General features: G+C 73.3%; 17 protein-coding genes. 8 read left to right on the top strand and 9 right to left on the bottom strand.

Annotation, left to right across the window (positions count from 1 at the left end; all coding sequences use genetic code 11):
* The first annotated feature begins 96 nt into the window (after positions 1-96).
* Positions 97-2,787: a pyruvate, phosphate dikinase gene (ppdK, locus tag FU792_RS04490; RefSeq protein ID WP_028130856.1), complete on the top strand. Its 2,691-nt coding sequence runs from the start codon at positions 97-99 to the stop codon at positions 2,785-2,787.
* 10 nt (positions 2,788-2,797) lie between these two features.
* Complete coding sequence (locus FU792_RS04485) at positions 2,798-3,595, top strand: (2Fe-2S)-binding protein (RefSeq protein WP_022924152.1); 798 nt, start codon at positions 2,798-2,800, stop codon at positions 3,593-3,595.
* Between the two features lie 49 nt (positions 3,596-3,644).
* Here the strand turns inward: FU792_RS04485 and FU792_RS04480 are convergent, their stop codons facing one another.
* Positions 3,645-4,850, bottom strand: coding sequence for an amidohydrolase (locus tag FU792_RS04480; RefSeq protein WP_022924153.1), 1,206 nt, complete (start codon positions 4,848-4,850; stop codon positions 3,645-3,647).
* 324 nt (positions 4,851-5,174) lie between these two features.
* Between FU792_RS04480 and FU792_RS04475 the strand changes: the two genes are divergently transcribed.
* Positions 5,175-5,423 carry a WhiB family transcriptional regulator gene (locus tag FU792_RS04475; protein WP_010148753.1) on the top strand — a complete coding sequence of 83 codons (249 nt, stop codon included), beginning with the start codon at positions 5,175-5,177 and terminating at the stop codon, positions 5,421-5,423.
* 38 nt (positions 5,424-5,461) lie between these two features.
* On the opposite strand, the gene FU792_RS04470 is transcribed toward FU792_RS04475, so the two are convergent.
* The 3 genes from FU792_RS04470 to FU792_RS18380 are packed head-to-tail and all read right to left on the bottom strand — an operon-like array spanning position 5,462 to position 11,781.
* Positions 5,462-6,964 (bottom strand): sensor histidine kinase, encoded by a 1,503-nt coding sequence (locus tag FU792_RS04470; RefSeq protein ID WP_028130857.1) that lies wholly within the window; start codon positions 6,962-6,964, stop codon positions 5,462-5,464.
* 19 nt (positions 6,965-6,983) lie between these two features.
* Entirely contained in the window at positions 6,984-11,108 is a 4,125-nt protein-coding gene (locus tag FU792_RS04465) for an NAD-glutamate dehydrogenase (RefSeq protein WP_149814570.1), read from the bottom strand.
* Positions 11,109-11,136: 28 nt separating this feature from the next.
* Positions 11,137-11,781 carry an NAD-glutamate dehydrogenase domain-containing protein gene (locus FU792_RS18380; RefSeq protein WP_149814569.1) on the bottom strand — a complete coding sequence of 215 codons (645 nt, stop codon included), beginning with the start codon at positions 11,779-11,781 and terminating at the stop codon, positions 11,137-11,139.
* A gap of 129 nt (positions 11,782-11,910) precedes the next feature.
* On the opposite strand from FU792_RS18380, the gene FU792_RS16640 reads away from it, so the two are divergent.
* Both FU792_RS16640 and FU792_RS16635 read left to right on the top strand, forming a co-directional pair.
* On the top strand, positions 11,911-12,411 hold the full coding sequence (locus FU792_RS16640) for a hypothetical protein (RefSeq protein WP_161600196.1): 501 nt from the start codon (positions 11,911-11,913) through the stop codon (positions 12,409-12,411).
* Positions 12,412-12,433: 22 nt separating this feature from the next.
* Positions 12,434-12,934, top strand: coding sequence for a DUF2505 domain-containing protein (locus FU792_RS16635; RefSeq protein WP_022924157.1), 501 nt, complete (start codon positions 12,434-12,436; stop codon positions 12,932-12,934).
* Positions 12,935-12,953: 19 nt separating this feature from the next.
* Here the strand turns inward: FU792_RS16635 and pruA are convergent, their stop codons facing one another.
* The 4 genes from pruA to FU792_RS04435 all read right to left on the bottom strand — a co-directional run bounded on the left by pruA (position 12,954) and on the right by FU792_RS04435 (position 17,315).
* On the bottom strand, positions 12,954-14,582 hold the full coding sequence (gene pruA / locus FU792_RS04450; protein WP_022924158.1) for an L-glutamate gamma-semialdehyde dehydrogenase: 1,629 nt from the start codon (positions 14,580-14,582) through the stop codon (positions 12,954-12,956).
* Positions 14,583-14,614: 32 nt separating this feature from the next.
* Positions 14,615-15,067 (bottom strand): DUF6912 family protein, encoded by a 453-nt coding sequence (locus FU792_RS04445; RefSeq protein ID WP_022924159.1) that lies wholly within the window; start codon positions 15,065-15,067, stop codon positions 14,615-14,617.
* Between the two features lie 116 nt (positions 15,068-15,183).
* Complete coding sequence (locus tag FU792_RS04440; RefSeq protein ID WP_149814567.1) at positions 15,184-16,641, bottom strand: CpaE/TadZ family protein; 1,458 nt, start codon at positions 16,639-16,641, stop codon at positions 15,184-15,186.
* Positions 16,638-17,315 carry a CpaB family protein gene (locus FU792_RS04435; RefSeq protein ID WP_022924161.1) on the bottom strand — a complete coding sequence of 226 codons (678 nt, stop codon included), beginning with the start codon at positions 17,313-17,315 and terminating at the stop codon, positions 16,638-16,640. Before FU792_RS04435 ends, FU792_RS04440 begins: the two co-directional genes overlap by 4 nt.
* A gap of 143 nt (positions 17,316-17,458) precedes the next feature.
* Here FU792_RS04435 and FU792_RS04430 point away from each other — a divergent pair, with 143 nt between their 5' ends.
* Complete coding sequence (locus FU792_RS04430) at positions 17,459-17,677, top strand: helix-turn-helix transcriptional regulator (RefSeq protein WP_022924162.1); 219 nt, start codon at positions 17,459-17,461, stop codon at positions 17,675-17,677.
* A gap of 31 nt (positions 17,678-17,708) precedes the next feature.
* Here FU792_RS04430 and FU792_RS16980 read toward each other — a convergent pair whose 3' ends face one another.
* The gene (locus FU792_RS16980) at positions 17,709-18,251 is read right to left on the bottom strand and encodes a hypothetical protein (RefSeq protein ID WP_168714877.1); all 543 of its coding nucleotides are present in this window, start codon (positions 18,249-18,251) and stop codon (positions 17,709-17,711) included.
* 150 nt (positions 18,252-18,401) lie between these two features.
* Between FU792_RS16980 and FU792_RS04420 the strand changes: the two genes are divergently transcribed.
* Positions 18,402-19,154 (top strand): LysM peptidoglycan-binding domain-containing protein, encoded by a 753-nt coding sequence (locus FU792_RS04420; protein ID WP_022924164.1) that lies wholly within the window; start codon positions 18,402-18,404, stop codon positions 19,152-19,154.
* Positions 19,151-19,675, top strand: coding sequence for an Rv3235 family protein (locus tag FU792_RS04415; RefSeq protein WP_022924165.1), 525 nt, complete (start codon positions 19,151-19,153; stop codon positions 19,673-19,675). Before FU792_RS04420 ends, FU792_RS04415 begins: the two co-directional genes overlap by 4 nt.
* The last annotated feature ends 23 nt before the right edge of the window (positions 19,676-19,698 follow it).

The following is a 19,698-nucleotide window of genomic DNA, read 5'->3' as shown; positions in this document are numbered from 1 at the left end:
CTGCCTCCGGCGGGGGCCGCGGAGGGCGGTAGGCTCCGAGACACCAAGCTCCGGGGCAGCGCGGCCCCGCCGAGACCGCGAGGAGACCGATCGATGATGGCCGGGCAGGAACAGACCTACCTCTACGACATGTCCGAGGGCGACGCGCAGATGCGCTCCCTCCTCGGCGGCAAGGGCGCCAACCTGGCGGAGATGAAGCGCCTGGGCATCCCCGTCCCGGACGGCTTCACCGTGAGCACCGCCGCCTGCATCGCCACGATGGAGTCCGGCGGCGAGTGGCCCGAGAACCTCTGGGAGGACGTGCTGTCCTCGCTGGAGCGGCTGGAGGAGCGCACCGGCCGCTCGCTCGGGGGCGATGCCGAGGGACGCAACCCGCTGCTCCTGTCGGTCCGCTCCGGTGCCGTCGTCTCGATGCCCGGGATGATGGACACCATCCTCAACCTCGGGATCGGCGACGACACGGTCGAGGCGCTCGCCGCCGAGGCCGACAACCCCCGCTTCGCCTGGGACTCCTACCGCCGCTTCCTACAGATGTACGGCGAGGTCGTCGAGGGGGTCGCCCCGCACGCCTACGAGGACGAGCTCACCGCGCTGAAGTCGCGCCGCGGTGTGGAGCAGGACACCGAGCTGACCACCGAGGACCTGCGCGAGCTCGTCGAGACGTTCAAGGACGTCTCCCGCCGCGAGCTCGGCCGGGACCTGCCGACCGACCCCCGCGACCAGCTCAAGGGCGCGATCTCCGCTGTCTTCGACTCGTGGGACACCCCGCGGGCTCGCGTCTACCGGCGCGCCAACGACATCCCCGACGACCTCGGCACCGCGGTCAACGTCATGCAGATGGTCTTCGGCAACCGTGGCGACACCTCGGCCACCGGCGTGTGCTTCACCCGCAACCCCTCCACCGGCGGCAAGGAGCTCTACGGCGAGTTCCTGCTCAACGCCCAGGGCGAGGACGTCGTCGCCGGCATCCGCACGCCCAAGTCGCTGGCCGAGATGGAGCAGGTGCTGCCCGAGGCCTACGAGCAGCTGCTGCAGACCATGCGCGACCTCGAGGCGCACTACAAGGACATGCAGGACATCGAGTTCACCGTCGAGGACGGCACGCTCTACCTGCTCCAGACCCGCAACGGCAAGCGCACCGCCGCGGCGGCCCTGCGCGTCGCGCGCGACATGGTCTCCGAGGGCGTGCTGACGCAGGAGGAGGCGCTGGAGCGGGTCGAGCCGAGCCAGCTGGACCAGCTGCTCCACCCGGCCATCGACCCCGAGCACGGCAAGGAGCCGCTGGTCAAGGGCCTGCCCGCCTCTCCCGGCGCGGCCGTCGGCGAGATCGTCTTCGACGCCGACACCGCGGCGCAGCGCGGCGGCGCCGGCGACCCGGTCGTCCTCGTGCGCTACGAGACGACGCCGGACGACATCCACGGCGTCATCGTCGCCCAGGGCGTCCTCACCGCCCACGGCGGGATGACCTCGCACGCCGCCGTCGTCGCCCGCGGCATGGGCAAGCCCTGCGTCGCCGGCGCGAGCGGCATCCGCATCAACACGGCCGAGAAGACGCTGTCCGTCGGCGACCGGACCTTCTCCGAGGGCGACCAGATCACGCTGGACGGCTCCACCGGCGAGGTCTACGGCGAGGCGCTGGAGCTGGTGCCGCCGCAGATCAACGAGGACTTCGAGGCGATCGTCACCTGGGCCGACGAGGTGCGCCGGCTCGGGGTGCGCGCCAACGCCGACACCGGCGAGGACGCGGCGAAGGCCCGCGAGCTCGGCGCGGAGGGCATCGGGCTGTGCCGCACCGAGCACATGTTCATGGCCAGCGACCGGCTGCCGGCCGTCCGGCGGATGATCCTCGCCGACACCGAGGAGGAGCGGGCCGCGGCCCTGGAGGAGATCCTGCCGATGCAGCAGGAGGACTTCGAGGCCATCTTCACGGCGATGACGGGGCTGCCGGTGACGGTGCGCCTGCTCGACCCGCCGCTGCACGAGTTCCTCCCCGACCTCGTCGAACAGTCGCTGCTCGTCCAGCGGCTCGAGCTCACCGACGGCGACGCCGAGGAGCTGGCCTCCGCCCGGACGCTGCTCGCCCAGGTCAAGAGGCTGCACGAGCAGAACCCCATGCTGGGCACCCGCGGCTGCCGGCTCGCCATGCTCTACCCCGAGATCCCGGAGATGCAGACCCGCGCCATCGTGCGCGCCGCCCTGGCCGTGCGCGAGCGCGAGGGCGAGACGGCCGGCGTGGAGATCATGATCCCGCTCGTCGCCTACGCCGCCGAGCTGAAGGCCCAGCGCGAGGTGGTCGAGCGCGCGGTCGCCGAGGAGCTGGAGGGCGCCGGCGCCCAGCTGGACGTCACCGTCGGCACGATGATCGAGCTGCCGCGGGCCGCCGTGGTCGCCGACCAGATCGCCGAGCACGCCGACTTCTTCTCCTTCGGCACCAACGACCTCACCCAGACCGGCATCGGCATCTCCCGGGACGACGCCGAGGGCGGCTTCCTCGGCGCCTACGTGCGCGACGAGGTCATCCCGCACAACCCGTTCGAGTCGATCGACCGGGACGGCGTCGGCGGGCTGGTCCGGATCGGCGCCGAGCGCGGCCGCAGCACGAAGCCCGAGCTCAAGCTCGGCGTCTGCGGCGAGCACGGCGGCGACCCGGCCTCGATCGGACTCTTCGAGGAGCTCGGTCTGAGCTACGTCTCCTGCTCGCCCTACCGCGTGCCCATCGCGCGCTTCTCGGCCGCCCGCGCCGTGCTGAGCCAGCGGGAGGGCGCCGAGGTGCGCACCGACGGCTGAGGACGACCGTATGCCCGCGACGGCCCCGGCCGGGCTGCTGCCGAGCCTGCAGGACCTCGGCGGCTTCTTCGCCCTCGCCGACCCGGCCGGGGAGCACGGGGACGCCCTGCCCTGGGTGGAGGTGCTCAGCCACGAGCGGCTGGCGGCGCGCGCCGCGGACGTGCGGGCGGCGATCGCCGCCTCCAGCGGCATACCTCTGGAGGACGTCGATCCCAAGGTCGCGATGTCGGCGCTGCAGGTCGGCCTCGCCTCCCGACTGTGGTCGGTGACGATGGCCGGCGCCGTGCTGCACGACTGGGTCCCCGACCTTGCCGCCGAGAACCTCGTGGCGAGCCCCGGGCACCGCGGACCCGTCCCGCTCGGGCTGCGGGACCCGGACCGGGGGTATGCCGTCCGCGGCACCGACGAGGCGACGCGCGTCGTGGGCGAGGTCGTGCTGGAGGACGGCCTGGCCGCGCTCGACGCCGGCTGCGCCCGGGTGGGGCCGGTGTCGGCGCAGGTGCTGCGGTCCAACTCGGCGTCGAGCCTGGTCGGGGCGGCCCGGGTGCTCAGCGCCCTGCGACCGGCTGCCGCCACCTCCGCCTGGGCGCTGGCGCGGGCGCTGTTGGGACACCCCGGGCTCGCGCCCGGGGGACGCGTGGTCGAGCGGGCCGGGCTGCCCGAGGGCACCGGCGGGGCCATGCAGCAGCCCGAGGAGGCCTTCCTGCGCCGCGGCTGCTGCCTGTTCGACCGGCTGCCGGGCCATGGGCTCTGCCCCGACTGCGTGCGCGCCGAGCGCCGCCCCGACCTGGTGACGCCGGGCCACTGAGTCGAGTCCACGTCGAGGGCCTCCCGTGGGTCGACCCCCGGCGGGGCCCTCAGCGGGGCCGGACGCTGCCCGTGCCCGCTTCCTGGTCGTAGGTGTAGACCTCGACGCCATCGATCCAGGTGCGCAGCACGCGGGACTGGAGGTCCAGCGGGTCCCCCGACCACCACGCCAGGTCCGCGTCCTTGCCGACCGCCAGCGAGCCGACCCGCTCCTCGACCCCGAGCACCCGCGCCGGGTTGATGGTGACCGAGCGCAGAGCGGCGTCACGGTCCATCCCCTCGCGCACGGCCAGGGCGACCTGGGTGATGAGGTGGTCGATCGGCACGACCGGGTGGTCGGTGATGATCGAGACCGCCACGCCGGCCCGGTCCAGGATGCCCGGGGCCCGCGGGGTGCGGTTCCGGACCTCGACCTTGGACCGGCTCACGATCATCGGGCCGTAGAGGACCGGGATGTCGTGCTCGGCGACGACGTCGGCGAGCAGATAGGCCTCGGTCCCGTGGTCCAGCACCAGGCGGTAGCCGAACTCCTCGGAGAGCCGGATCGCCGTCGCGATGTCGTCGGCGCGGTGGCAGTGCTGACGCCAGGGGATCTCGCGCTCGAGCACCTGCACCAGGATCTCGCTGACCAGGTCCGTGTCGACCGGGGTCTCCGACGCGGCCTGCCTGGCCTGGTAGCTGCGGGCGGCGGCGAAGGCCTTGCGCAGCACCAGCGCGACACCGAGCCGGGTCGACGGCGTCTTCTGCTGGTCGCCGTAGACCCGCTTCGGGTTCTCCCCCAGGGCTGCCTTGACGCCCGAGGGGTTGCGGAGCACCATCTCGTCGACGTAGCGACCGTAGGTCTTGAGCGCCACCGCCTGACCCCCGATGGGGTTGGCCGAACCGGGGTTGACGTTGACCGTCGTGACCCCGGCTCCGAGCGCGTCGTCGAAGCCCTGCTCCCGCGGGTTGATGGCATCGATGGCCCGCGCCGCGGCCATGACCGGGTCGGTCGCCTCGTTGCCGTCGACGCCGGCCCAGCCCTCGCCCTCCTCCCAGACGCCGAGGTGGACGTGCGCGTCGATGAGGCCGGGCAGGAGCCACCCACCGGCGGCGTCGACGACCTCGACGCCGTCGGGGAGGTCCACCTCCGTGCGCGGACCGACCGCCGCGATGCGGCCCTCGCGCACGAGCACCGTCCCGTCCTCGATCACCTCGCCCTCGACGGGAACGACGCGGGCGCCGACGACGGCCAGGCTCGGGCTGCTGCTGCTCACGACAGGGACTCCTCTGCTCGGTGGATGACGTCCGACCCACCCTACGCAGGCGGTCTCGAGTGTGATTGACGCCTCACCCGGACCGGCCAGGTGGCGCGAGTTGACCCTTGTGCTACGGCGTGTCGCGATGGGAAGATGGGAACACTGACCTTGGCCCCGGCGTTGGCACAGGCAGTGACCGCGGTGCCGACCCCCGACCTGGCACCGCTCTCGAAGACGGACAACGAGGTGTCGTCGCCGCCCGGTGTGCACCGCTGATCCGGTTGCGGGCGGCGACCACGACGACCCGCCCCGACCGGGGCACCGACCAAGGAGCAGACACTGATGGACTGGCGCAACCGCGCGGCGTGCCTCGAGGAAGACCCCGAGCTCTTCTTCCCGATCGGCAACACCGGGCCGGCGCTGCAGCAGATCGAGGAGGCCAAGGCCGTCTGCCGCACCTGCCCGGTGATCGACACCTGCCTGAAGTGGGCGCTCGAGACCGGCCAGGACGCCGGCGTGTGGGGAGGGCTCTCCGAGGACGAGCGCCGCGCCCTCAAGCGACGCAAGGCACGCGCCCGCCGCGCCAGCTGAGGCGCACCGACCCCCGTCCCCGCCCGAGGCCGTGACCCTCAGGCGGTGACGGACCCGCGAAGCCGCACGGTGAACCGCACGACGGTCCCGTGCGGCTTCGCCGTCTCCCAGCTGATCTGTCCCCGCAGGTCGCTGATGAGGGCCTCGACGATCTGCGTACCCAGGCCGTGACGCTCGGCGCCGGAGGGCGCATACCCCGTGCCGTTGTCCGCGACGCGCACCTCGAGGAGGTCCTCACCGGCCTCGTTGTCCCGGTGCCGGTGCGCGCTCACCACGACCCGGTAGCCCCCGCCACGCTCCTCCCCCTCCTCGAAGCCGTGCTCGACCGCGTTGTGGACGAGCTCGGCCAGGATCATCGCCAGGTGCGTCGCGTCGTCCGGGGGCAGCCAGCCGAAGGACCCCTCGAGCACCGGCTCCACCACGGCCTGGGTCGAGGCGACCTCCACCGTGGCCCGCAGCATGCGGGTGGCGACGTCGTCGAAGTCGACCCGCTCGCTGAAGCCCTGGCTGAGGGTGTCGTGCACGAGGGCCACCGTCGACAGCCGACGTCCCGCCTCGGCGAGCGCCTCCTGCGCCTTCGGGTCGTCCAGCCGCCGGGACTGCAGCCGCAGCAGCGCCGCCACGGTCTGCAGGTTGTTCTTGACCCGGTGGTGGATCTCCCGGATCGTCGCCTCCTTGCTCAGCAGCTCACGCTCCCGCCGACGGATCTCGCTGACGTCCCGCAGGAGCAGCAGCGCCCCGACCCGCTCGCCGCCCCGGGTGAGCGGCACCGACCGCAGCGTGAGGTTCATGGCGCCGGTCTCGATCTCGGTCCCCCACGGCGCCCGACCGGTGAGCACCAGCGGGACGGTCTCGTCGACGCTGGAGCCGGGCATCAGCCGGGCCGAGACGATCTGCGCCAGGTCCGCGCCGTTGACGTGGTCGGTGTGCCCGAGCCGTCGCAACGCCGAGACCGCGTTGGGGCTGGCGTAGTCGATGATCCCCTCCGCCGTGAGCCGCAGCACCCCGTCACCCACGCGGGGCGTGCCACGGCCCACCCCGGTCGCGGTGTGGTCCATGGGGAAGGCGCCCTCGGCGATCATCGAGAACAGCTGCTGGCTGATCTGGAGGTAGTTGACCTCCAGGCCGCCCTGCTGACGCATGTTCTGCAGGTCGGTGTGCCGGACCAGGACGGCGATGGGCCGCCCGGTGCGCACGACGGGGACGTACTGCTCCCGGACGAAGCCGACCTCGTCGGGGGTCATCGGCAGGCCGCTGTCCATGACCTGCGTCAGGAGCCGCTGCCGGCCCTCGCCGGGCGTCTGCCCGATGACGTCGTCGTGGTAGAAGTTGGGTCCCGTCGAAGGACGGGCGTGCGCCGCGAGGAACCACGGGGAGACGTGCGGGTCCGCGGCGTCGTCCCGCTGCACCGGCAACCACAGCGTCAGGTCGGCGAAGGCCAGGTCGGCCAGCATCTGCCAGTCACCCACCAACCGGTGCACCCAGTCGACGTCCGCGCCGGACATCGAGGAACGCGACAGGGTCTCCCGCAGAACAGCCACGAGGCGAGTGTCGCAGAGGTCAGTCGGCCGAGCCCTGCCGGACCAGACCGCGCAGGGTGCGCAGCGCCACCGAGAGCGGGGCGAGGTCAGGCTGGTCCATCGCGCTGACCGTGCGCAGCACCTGGCTGGTCCGCACCAACGCCTCCCGGTTCTCCGCCATCCACTCCCGGACCCGCTCCAGCGCCTGCGCCGAGGCGCCTGAGTCGGTCCGCTCGACCACGGTGCGGGTGAGGCCCCGCATGACGCCGTAGAGGTCGTCCCGCAGCGCGCCCCGGGCCAGGGAGGACCAGCGGTCCTCGCGCGGCAGGTGCGAGACGTGGGTGAGCAGGTCATCGATCCGGAAGGCCTCGGACACCCCGAAGTAGACCTGCGCCACCTCGTCGACGTCCCGGCCCATGTCCTGGGCCAGCTCCACCACGTCCAGCAAGGAGTAGCTGTCGAGCAGCGAGGCGAAGACCGCGGCGAGGTCGTCCGGGATGTCGTTGGCACGGGCCCACTCCGCGCGCTCCTGCCAACGCTCCCGCTCGCTGCCCTGCAGCAGCTCCGGCAGTGCGGGGACCATGCGTCGCACCGGCTCCGTGAAGCGCTGGATCTCGGCGTCCATCCCGGTGGAGAGCGACCGGTTGTTGAGGAACCACCGGGTCGCGCGGTCCAGCAGCCGGCGGAACTCGAGGTAGAGCTCGGTCTGGACATCGGTCGGGACGGTGTCGTCCAGCCGCTCCACGGCGGCGGTGAAGTCGGCCAACCCGAAGACGGAGCGGACGACGTGGAACGCGCGGGTGATCTGCGCGAGCGTGGCGCCGGTCTCCTCCACGGCCCGGAAGGCGAAGGACACCCCGCCGCGGTTGACCATGGCGTTCGCGATCTCGTTGACCACGATCTGCCGGCGCAGCGGGTGCTCGGTGATCTGCTCCGCGGCGACCTCCCGCAGCGGTTCCGGGAAGTAGGTGAGCAGCGACTCCGCGAGCGCCGGGTCGTCCGGCAGCTCGGTCTCGATGAGCGCATCCTTCAGGCCCAGCTTGGCGTAGGCCACGAGCACGGAGAACTCGGGGCTCGTCAGGCCCTGTCCCTCGCTGTCGCGACGCTCCCACTCGGCGTCGTCGGGCAGGAACTCCAGCTCGGGGTCGAGCCCTGCGTGCTCGCTCAGGTAGCGGATGAGCCGCTGGTGGACGGTCACCATGACCTCGCGCTGGTGGCGGCCGTTGCCGATGAGGACGTTCTGGTCGTAGTTGTGCCGCAGCACCTTGTCCGCCACCTCGTCGGTCATCGAGGCGAGCAGCTCGTCGCGCTCGGCCATCGACATCGTGCCGTCCTGGACCAGCGGGGTCACGGCGATCTTGATGTTGACCTCGTGGTCGGAGGTGTCGACCCCGGCGGAGTTGTCGATGGCGTCGGTGTTGACGTGCACCCCGTGCTCGGCCGCCTCGATGCGGCCACGCTGCGAGAGCCCGAGGTTGCCGCCCTCGCCGACGACCCGGACCCGCAGGTCCTGGCCGTCCACCCGGATCGGGTCGTTGGCGCGGTCGCCGATCTGGGCGTCGGTCTCGGTGGAGGCCTTGACGTAGGTGCCGATCCCGCCGTTCCACAGCAGGTCCACCGGGGCGCTCAGGATGGCGCGCAGCATCTCGTGCGGCGTCATCGAGGTCACCTCGTCGGGGAGCCCGAGGCGCGCCCGGACCTGGCCACTCACCGGGAGCGACTTCTGGCTCCGGGGGTAGACCCCGCCCCCTTCGCTGATGAGCGAGGTGTCGTAGTCCTCCCAGCTCGACCGGGGCAGCTCGAAGAGCCGTCGACGCTCGGCGAAGGAGGTCGCCGCGTCCGGGTCCGGGTCGAGGAAGATGTGCCGGTGGTCGAACGCCGCCACCAGCAGGATGTGCTCGGACAGCAGCATGCCGTTGCCGAAGACGTCGCCGCTCATGTCGCCGATGCCGACGACGGTGAACTCCTCGGACTGGGTGTCCAGACCCAGCTCCCGGAAGTGCCGCTTGACCGACTCCCAGGCACCGCGCGCCGTGATCCCCATGCCCTTGTGGTCGTAGCCTGCCGAACCTCCCGAGGCGAAGGCGTCGTCCAGCCAGAAGCCGTAGTCCCGCGCGACCCCGTTGGCGATGTCGGAGAAGGTGGCGGTGCCCTTGTCCGCCGCGACGACGAGGTAGGGATCGTCGCCGTCGTGACGCACGACCCGTTCGGGCGGCTGCACCTCGCCGCCGCGCCGGTTGTCGGTGATGTCGAGCATCCCGCTGATGAAGGTGCGGTAGGCGGCCCTGCCCTCCTCCATCCAGGCCTCGCGGTCCGCCGCCGGGTCGGGCAGCTGCTTGGGGAAGAAGGCACCCTTGGACCCGGTCGGGACGATGACGGCGTTCTTGACCATCTGCGCCTTGACCAGGCCCAGCACCTCGGTGCGGAAGTCCTCGCGCCGGTCGCTCCAGCGCAGCCCGCCTCGGGCCACCGGCCCGAAGCGCAGGTGGCTACCCTCCACGCGCGGGGCATACACCCAGATCTCGAAGGCGGGGCGCGGCTCGGGCAACAGCTCCAGCTCCCGCGGCCATAGCTTCAGGCTCACCCAGGCCTTGGGCTCACCGTCCTCGCCGCGCTGGTAGAAGTTGGTGCGCAGGGTCGCGCGGACGACGTCCGCGAGGCTGCGCAGGATGCGGTCCTGGTCCAGGCTCGCGACCTCGTCCAGCGCGCGGTAGAGGTCGTCGGAGACGTCCGCGGTCCGCTGCTCGCGCTCCTGCTCGCCCCCCTCGGCATCAGGGTCGAAGCGCGCCGCGAACAGGTCGATGAGCAGCCGTGCGATGCGCGGGTTGGCGACCAGCGCCTCCTCGAGGTAGTCCAGGCTGAAGGTGCCGACCTGGCGCAGGTAACGCACCAGAGTGCGCAGGATGACGACGCGCCGCCAGTCCAGTCCCGCCGTGAGCACGAGCGAGTTGAGCGTGTCCGACTCGCTGGCCCCGCCCCAGATCGCGGTGAAGGCGTCCTCGAAGGCGCGGGCCGCCTCCTCCTCCGTCCGGTGCTCGCCACCGGTCCAGACCGACTCCTCGCGCGCCCGCAGGCCGAAGTCGTAGATGTAGTCGGAGGAGCCGTCGTCGTCACTGCCGTCGAGCTCGTAGGGCCGCTGGACGGTCACCTCGAGCCCGAGGTCGGCAAAGACCGGCAGGACGTGGGTGAGCGACATCGGGTCGGAGCGGTAGACCTTGAGCCGTCGCTCGGTGGCGCCGTCGCCCTCCCCGCGGTAGACGTGCGGGCGCGCTGAGGCCTCGCTGCCGTGGAGCTCACCCATCCGCTGCAGGTCCAGGTAGGCGGCCTCGCCGTCGAAGTCCTCCTTGTAGGCCTCCGGGAAGGCGTCGGCGTAGCGGGCCACGAGGTCGCCCGTGGCCCCCTCGTCCTCGACGTGCGCCGCGACGGCGTCCGACAGGCCCTCCACCCACGTCCGGGTCACCGCGGCCAGCCGCTCCTGCAGCTCGGCCTGGTCCACCTCCGGCAGGTCGGCGTCCTTGGGGACCGAGATCACGAAGTGGAGCTGGGCCAGCGGTCCGTCGCCCACCCGGGTGGCGTAGTCCGCCAGCTCGCCGCCGTAGGCCTCCTCCAGCAACCGCTGCACCCGGAGCCTGTTGGCGGTGTTGTAGCGGTCCCGGGGCAGGTAGACCAGCGCGCTGACGAATCGCCCGAACTCGTCGGGGCGGACGTAGACCTTCGCCGCCGGACGCTCCAGCAGCCGGACCACGTCGCCGGCCGTCGCCGCCAGGTGCTCCACCGAGGCCTGGAAGAGCTCGTCCCGGGGGTAGGCCTCCAGGATGCTCAGCAGGTCCTTGCCGCTGTGGCTGTCGGGCGCGAAGCCGGACTCCTCCAGCACCTGCTGCACCTTGGCGCCGACGATCGGGAGCCGCTGGGTCGACTCGGCGTAGGCGCTCTGGGTGAACAGCCCGAGGAAGCGGTGCTCCCCGACGACCTCGCCCTGCTCGTCGAAGCGGCGGATCCCCAGGTAGTCCAGTGGGACGGACCGGTGGACGGTGGCCCGGGTGTTGGCCTTGGTCACGGTGAGCAGCTGCGGCTCCCGCGCCGTCCGGGCCGCGACGGGCCGCAGCACCGTCGGCGACGGCTGGGCCCCGGTCTCCCGCAGGATGCCCAGACCGCTGCTGGGCACCGCCTGGAGCGCGAGCCCGTCGTCGGTGTCACCAGGTCATAGCTGCGGTATCCCAGGTAGGTGAAGTGGTGGTCGTCGATCCAGGTGAGGAAGTCGACGACGGAGCCGACCTCGTCCGACGGCACCGACCGGGTGGACCGATCTCGAGTTCGGCCAGGATGGCCCGGGCCCGCTGCCGCATGGCCTTCCAGTCCTGACAGGCGCGGCGCACGTCGGCGAGCACCCGCTCGAGGTCGTGCTGCAGCGCCGCGCGCCGGTCCGGGTCCGGCACACGGTCCACCTCGACGTGGATCCAGGACTCGACCCGGTGCCCCTCGCCCACCTGCGCGGTGTCGACGTCCAGCACCTCGCCGGAGCCCTCGTCGACGACGAGGCGCGGGTGCAGGAGCTGGTGCACCCCCAGTCCGTGGCGGGCGATCTCGCCGAGCACCGAGTCCACGAGGAAGGGCATGTCGTCGGTGACGACCTGGACCACCGTCTGCCGGCTGGTCCAGCCGCCGTCCTCGAAGGTGGGGTTGCGGACGCGCACCGCGGCCCGTCCCTGGGCCCGTTCCCCGGACAGCCGGGCCATCGCCCCTGCCATCGACGAGCGTTGCCCCTCGTCCCGCCCGGCCAACGCGGCCGGGGCCAGGTGGTGGAAGAACCTGTCGGTGAGCGTGTCGGTGGACGTCATCTGGTGCGAGCACTCCTTCAGGTCGCGGCATCAGGCCACGGGCGCACCACGGCGTGCACCCCTGCCGTCAGGGTACCCGTCTGGGGACGAGCGCCGCACGGGACCCGGCCGGCTGCCTAGAGTGGTCTCATGTCCGTCCCCCGGTGGCCCTCCGACCCCGCGGACGTCACGGCCCCGGCCCCGGTCGACGCCGACCCCGGCCGGCTGCTGCGCGCCGCCGAGGAGATCAGCGGGCTGGCCCCGGACCTCGGGTGGGCCGAGGCCAGCGGACTGACGGAGGGGGTGCTCGACGCCGTGTCGCATCTGCTCGCCGATGCCGCGTCCGGTCGGGACACACCCCGTCCCAGCCGCTCGTCGTCGGCGCCATCGGTGCCACCGACCGCCTCCCGGACCACGCCGGCTGCCGGGCTGCCGCGGCACGGCTCCGAGCCCACACCCCCGCCCTGGGCGACCACCCGGTCCCCTGGGTCGCCACCGCGCGCAGGCGTGCTGGACGAGGTGGCGGCCCTGCTGGACCAGGTGGCGGACCGGACTCGACGCGGCGTGCTCGGGCCGGGCGACAAGGGCGTCGTGCTCCGGCGGCTGCACCGGTGCCAGCGACGCCTGCGCGCCGCGCTGCCCGCACCCTGACCTCAGGTCGTACCGTGAGCCCATGAGGATCACCGAGACGATCTCGCACCCCGCGGACCCGCAGCGCACCTTCGAGATGCTGACCGACCACGGCTACCAGGTGCTGCGCTGCGAGCGGTCGGGAGCGCTGGACCAGACCATCCAGATCGAGCCCGCGGCGGACGGCAGCACCACGGTGACCACGCGTCGGCACCTCCCGAACGACGGCATACCGGACATCGCCAAGACCCTCGTGGGTCCGCAGCTGCTCGTCGTCGAGACGGTGCGGTGGGGCTCCCCGGACGCGGACGGCGAGCGGGAGGGGGCCATGAGCCTGGAGCTGCCGGGCCTGCCGGTGTCGTTCACCGGCGGCATCCACCTGCGGCGCGCCGGGGAGGGCACGACCGACCACGTCGTGGACGGCGACCTCGAGGCCCGCATCCCCTTCCTCGGCCACCGCATCGAGCGCGAGGTGGCGGCACGGGTCAAGGAGTTCGTGCAGCTCGAGGAGGGCGTCGCCCGCGAGTGGCTGACCCGCGACTGAGTCCTCCGGCGCCCCAGCCTCACCCCATGTGCGGGTAGCGGTAGTCGGTCGGCGGCACGAACGTCTCCTTGATGACCCGGGTGTTGACCCACCGCTGCAGGTTGGCGGCCGAGCCCGCCTTGTCGTTGGTGCCCGAGGCCCTGGCGCCGCCGAACGGCTGCTGGCCCACGACGGCGCCGGTGGGCTTGTCGTTGATGTAGAAGTTGCCGGCGGCGAACCGCAGCCGCCGCACCGCCTCGTTCACCGCCGCACGGTCCTGGGAGACCACCGCGCCGGTGAGGGCGTAGGGCGTCGCCGACTCCATCTGGTCGATCATGGCGTCCCAGCCGTCGTCCGGGTAGACGTGCACGGCGAGGATCGGCCCGAAGTACTCCGTCGTCATCATCTCGTGGCTGGGGTCGTCCACGACAGCGACGGTCGGGCGGACGAACCAGCCCACCGAGTCGTCGTAGGTGCCTCCGGCGACGACCTCGACCCCGTCGTCGGCGTGCGCACGGTCGATGACGTCCTTGTGCTTGGCGAAGGCCTTGGCGTCGATCACCGCACCCATGAAGTTCGACAGGTCGCGGACGTCACCCATGGGCATGCCCTCGGTGGTCTGCACCAGGTCGTCCTTGAGCCGGGACCACACGGAGGCGGGGACGTAGGCGCGCGACGCGGCCGAGCACTTCTGGCCCTGGAACTCGAAGGCACCGCGGACCATCGCGGTGCGCAGCACGTCCAGGTCGGCGCTGGGGTGGGCGACGATGAAGTCCTTGCCCCCGGTCTCGCCCACGATGCGCGGGTAGGAGCGGTAGGTCGACAGGTTGCTGCCGATCTGGTGCCAGAACGAGTTGAAGACGGCCGTGGAGCCGGTGAAGTGCACCCCGGCGAGGTCGGGGTGGGCGAGGGTGACCTCGGAGATCGCCGGCCCGGTGCCGGTCACCATGTTGACGACGCCGTCGGGCAGGCCGGCCTCCTGCAGCAGCTCCATGATCACGCTGGCGGCGCGCTGCTGGGTCGTGGCCGGCTTCCACACCACGGTGTTGCCCATGAGTGCCGGCGCGGTGGGCAGGTTGCCGGCGATGGCGGTGAAGTTGAAGGGGGTGACCGCGTAGACGAAGCCTTCCAGCGGCCGCTGGTCGATGCGGTTCCACGACCCGCGCGGGTTGCGCAGCGGCTGCTCGGTGAGCAGCTGCCGGGCGAAGTGCACGTTGAACCGCCAGAAGTCGGCCAGCTCGCAGGCGGCCTCGATCTCGGCCTGCAGCGGGGTCTTGCTCTGCCCGAGCATGGTGGCGGCGTTCATCCGGGCCCGCCAGGGACCGGTCAGCAGGTCCGCCGCCTTGAGGAAGATGGAGGCCCGCTCCTCGAAGGACATCGCGCGCCAGCCCTCGCCGGCGGCCAGCGCGGCGTCGACGGCGGCGGTGGCGTCCTTCTTGGTCCCGTCCCGCATCGTCCCCAGCACCTCGGCGTGGGCGTGCGGCTGCACGACGTCGATGGCCTTGCCGCCGCCGGAGACCTCCCGGCCCCCGATGACGTGGGGCAGGTCGACGGGGGTCGCCGCGATCTCGGCGAGCGCCACCTCGAGGGCAGCGCGCTCGGTGCTGCCCGGCGCGTAGTCCAGGACCGGCTCGTTCAGCGGGGTGGGGACGTCGACGATGCCATCCATCGGCACAGCTCTCCTGTCGGTCGTGGCCGGGCTCAGCCGGCGGTGTCGGTGCGCGCGAGGCGCTCGGTCAGCTCCAGCACGTGGTCGAGCTCGGTGGTGTCGAACCAGGACAGCTCGAGGTCCTCCCCCGGCACGGGCAGCGCCTCGCGCCTCCCGGCGACGACGTCGTCCCCGAGGTGGAGTGCGGCCACCCGGGCGAGCTCGAGGACCCCGTCGACGTGGATCCACCCGCCGCCGTCCGCCCGGACGTCCCGGTCCTGGACGTCCGCCGCCGCGACGACCACGGGCGCGCCGCTGCCGGCGAGCGAGGCCGCCGCCGCCTGGGACGCGGCATACTCCAGCTCGTCCTCGTCAGCGGTGGGCTCGGCGGCGCGAGCCTGCTCGGTCACCGCCGTCGCGCGGAGCGGACCGGTCAGGCGACGCTCGTCCCGCAGGCGGACCAGGCTCTCGGCGCTCAGCGGCAGGTAGCAGCGCACGGTGGTCATCTGTGCCCTCCTCGTCACCGGTGGTGGCCTGGTCGCGCACCGGACCGGGTGCGGACGCCGCCATGGTGTCAGATCCGCGGTGCGCGAGCATGTCCGGGGCCGCGGGCGCCGGACCTTCAGCGTCCGACGCCCAGCAGCCCGGCCCAGCGAGAGCGACGGGGCGGGGCGCTCCCGGCTCCGTCCAGGTCCCGGGCCAGCTGCTGGATCGAGGTGCGGGCCGGACTGCCCGGCCGCGTCTCGGCGAGGGTATGCCCGTGCAGCAGCGCGGCGTCCAGCGTCTCCCGGTCCTCGGGGACGAGGCGCACCTCGTCGGTCCGCGCGAAGCGGCGCAGCGTCTCGGTGATCCGTCGCCCGGGCTCCGGCCCGACCGGTCCGGACCGTACTCGGGTCACGACGACCTGGTGCCGCGCCGTCGTCAGCGTCGGCAGCTGGTCCAGGGCCCGCACGAGCCGCTGCAGGCCCACCGGGTCGCCGGTGCCCACCACGACGACCCGGTCGGCCTCCTGCAGCGCGCACAGGGCTGCCCCGTTGCGCCGGGGCGCTCCGGTGTCGAAGGAGAGCTCCTCGTCCTGCTCGACCGTCGGTGCCACGTCCACCACCACCCAGCGTGCGACGGACCGGGCCTGCTGCAGCACCTCGGACAGGGCCGCCTCCCGCAGCTCGGTCCAGCGGTCCGCCCGGGGCAACCCGGTGAGGAGCCGCAGCCCGGGACGGACCTGCGGGGCCAGTCGGAGCAGGGCCGTCTCGTCCAGCGACCCCTGGTCCGCGGCCCGGGTGGCGGCGGCGACGACCCCGGGCGACTCGTCCAGCACCGCGAGCGCCTGCGCCACCGTGGCGCCGTAGGTGTCGGCGTCGACGAGCACGACCGGGCGCACGGGGTCGGCGAGCTCGGCGGCGAGGTTGACCGCGACCGTGGTCCGACCGGTGCTGCCGTGCGGGCCCCAGACGACGACCACCTCCCCCTCGCGCTCGTCGTCGTGGAGGGCGTCAGGCTCGTCCGGCGACGTCGCCGCCGTCTCGTCGAGGTCGTGCTCGTCGGCCTCCGTGACCGGTGTCGACCCTGCCCGGGAGCGGCCGCGCCACCGGCCGAGCCGCCCACCCGTGGGCCGCCCCCCGGCCCGGGCGTCGGCAGCGTGCTGCTGGGCGGCGCGGCTGACCTCCAGGGAGCTCTCCTCGACCCCCTGCCCCGGCGCGAGGCCGTCCACCCTGTCAGCGGCCCCACCGTCGTCGAGCCCGGCGAGCGAGGCGTCCAGGTCGGACGTCGAGCCGTCCATGGCCAGCGCCGCGTGCGCTCCCCAGCGGAGCAGCACCCGGGCCGCCTCGTCGTCGCCCTGCGGGTGGAGCCCCACGACCTGCGCACCGGCGTCGACGAGCGCGTGCACCATCTCCCGGTCCAGCCCGCGCACGTCCCAGGAGACCAGCGCCACCTGCGCGAGCCCGGCACGGCACACGCCGAGCAGCTCGGCGAGATCCGCGCACCGACGCACCAGATGCGCCTGGCCCGATCCGTCGAGGAGGGTCGCGACCTGGCTCTCCCACCGGGGCGCCACCGCGGTGACGAGCGGGCGGCTCACCCGTCCGACCCCACCTGCGTCCGCGGGGCCGGCACGAGGGTCAGCCGGGAGTCCTGGTCGACCGCCCCGATGACATCGCCCACGCGGTCGGCCGGCACCACCAGCGACACCGACGAGCCACCGATCCGGGCGCCGAGACCACCGGACTCCTCCGCCACCCGGTCGACGACCGCGCCCGCGAGCAGCAGCTCGGGGTCGAGATAGGCCTCCCCGACGGCCTCCGTGTCACGGCGGCTCACCCAGACGTCCACCGGCGTGCCCGAGGTCAGCCCGGAGACCGCCTGGGCGTCCACCGGCACGTTCACCGTCTTGTCCAGCGCCTCGCGCTCGGTGCCGACCGCCGCGCCCGGCACGAGCTCGCCCTCCATCACCCCGCGCAGCAGGTAGGTGCCCTCGGAGACCGGGGTGCCGGCGTCCAGGTAGTGCGAGGCCCCCTCGCCCAGCCGGACCTGGACGGGCACGAGGTCACCCTCCTCCAGCGGCTGTCCGGGCACGAGGTCCCGGGCCGCGGCATAGACCGGGCGGGTGTCGTCGAGCCCGGCGACCAGGCGCGCTCCGCCGGCCACCGAGAGCACGACCAGCAGCAGCCCCACGAGCAGCCTCAGGTCGCGCCACCCGGGCGCACGCAGCCGGCGCACCGTGCGCGGTTGCTCGCCCTGCCCTGTCGGTCCCATCTCCCGACCCCCTTCGTCGTGCGGCTCGCCCGCACGATAACCCGGGGCGGGCCGGTGAGGGCAGCCGTCGTCCACAACCGTCCTCACGCACCGGGTGCGACGACCGTAGGATCGGACCGGACGACCGACGAGAGGAGGCCGGTGTGCCGGGGCCACGATTCCTGACCCTACCCGACGTGGCGGACACGTTGAACGTCTCGCTGTCGCAGGTCAAAGCACTGGTCCGGTCCGGACAGCTGGCCGGCATCAAGCTCGGCGGGCGCGGCGTCTGGCGGGTGGAGAGCACCGAGCTCGAGGCCTACATCCAGCGGATGTATGCCGAGACGCGGGAGTCGTTGCACCAGGGCGAGGAACCTCGCTGACACCCTTCGTCGCCGGTCGGCGGGGGTCCGGTCACAGGCGGCGGAGCATGGACACGGCGGCGTAGGGCACGGACACCGTGCCCCGCACGGCAGCGGACCGGCGCGCCTCGTCGTCCGCGTGCCGGGCCAGGTCCAGGTGGTCGGCCAGCACCCGGTCGATCGTCCCGCTCAGGTGGTCACCCTCGCGGTCGTGGATCCGCACCGGCGCCCGGTCGCGGCTCACGGCGCGCAGCGCCTGGCGCAGCGACCGGCGTCGTGGTCGCTCGTCCACGCGTCCGGTCAGTCCCTCCACCGAGCGGAGCGCACCGGTCAGCACCAGGCTCTCCTGCTGCTCCCGCCGCTGCGGGTCGTGCAGCAGCAGCCAGTCGGGCCCGACGTCCACGAGGGTCCCCACGACCGGGCCGACCCCGCTGACCCGTACCCGCAGCGTCCGTCCGACGTCGGCCGCCAGCCGGTCGCCGAGATGGACCCGGGCGCGCTCGGCCCGGGTGATCCGCCCCTCGGTCTCGACCTCACGGCGCAGCCACTCGTGCTGCTGCGCCTCGAGGTCCTCGAAGAGCTGGTCCCACCGCATGAGGTCATCGTGCCACCGCCGCCGGACCGCCACGTGCGCCGTCCACACCCCTTGACTCCCCCGCTCCCAGCCACCTATGGTGCCACCAGTGGACGCAAACGTCCGCAAACGAACGCACCAGACCGTCGCCGACGGTCGGAGGGAGGGGAGATGGATCCGTCGGGGAGCGACCTGCGGACGCGCGGGGCCGGGCCGGCCGGGTGCGGACTCGTGGGCACGGTTGGGGCCACGGTCGCGGGGACCGGCCTGCTCGGACGGGCGGTGACCACGTGGCCGGGAGGCGGTCCCGGCCCGCTCGGCCCTGCGCTGCTCAGCGCGATGCTCCTGCTCGCCGCCGGGCTGCTGCTGGCGACCGGAGCGGTCCTGGCCGCCGCGACCTGGCACCTGCGACCCGGCACCACCGGCGCCACGCGACGCACCACGCCGTCGGCCCCGGTCCGCCTGGCGAGCGCGCTGCTCATCTCGATCTCGGCGTCGGCCGCCGCGGCCACCGGGGCAGCGGCGCTCGCCGCACCGCCGCAGACACCGGTGGTGCTCCAGCCCGGGGTGACCGAGGACACCCCCTCGGACGCCGAGCAGCCCTCGGGGACGCCGTCGTCCGCACCTGTCCCGACGCCCGGGTGGACGCCGACCTCCGGCCCCACGCAGCCGGCCCACGCGGACGTGGCTCTGGTCAGCGGCCGGGTCGCGGACGACCTCCCCGACCGTCACGTGGTGCGCCGCGGTGACACCCTGTGGGACCTCGCACAGCGACACCTCGGTGCGGACGCGACGGCGGTGCAGGTCGCGCAGGAGTGGCCGCGGTGGTATGCCGCCAACCGCGGCGTGATCGGTCCGGACCCGGACCTGCTGCTGCCGGGGCAGGAGCTCGTGGTGCCCGGCACGACGGGACCGGGGCGATGAGCCGCGCGACCTCGGTGCCCGGCGTCCTGCACCTCACCCCCGTCGTGCCGCCCGAGCCGGGTGCCGATGGTGGCGACTGGCGATCGGGTCGACGCACGGCAGCGCCCGCCGAGGACTACGTGCAGGGGGCACTGGCCGTCGACTTCCGGCACGACGCCTACGACAGCTTCTTCGGGCCGCAGGCCACGCCCACCACCGACCTGCCCGAGGCCTCGGCCTGGGCGGAGCGGATGCTGCGTGCCGTGCTCGAGGTCTGCGCCGGCAGCCGTCCGGTGGAGCAGCTGTCGCGGTGGCTGTCACCCGACGTCCGGGACCGGATCGGCCGGCGAGGGCAGCTGGCCCGACGTCGGGCCGGGCGGCACCGGCCGCCCCGCGTCCGCACCCTGCTGACCTGCCACCCCGCCGACGGGGTCTGCGAGCTGTCGGCCGTCATCCTCCTGGACGGCCGGGTGCGCGCTCTCGCGGTGCGGATGAGCGGCGTGGACGGGCGGTGGGTGATCACCGCCTTCGAGCTCGGGTGAGCGCGAGACCACGGGCGATGACG

This window comes from Serinicoccus marinus DSM 15273, assembly GCF_008386315.1.
GTDB lineage: Bacteria > Actinomycetota > Actinomycetes > Actinomycetales > Dermatophilaceae > Ornithinicoccus > Ornithinicoccus marinus.
Note: the sequence above shows the minus strand (reverse complement) of the source record. Positions and strands in the feature narration are given on the sequence as shown.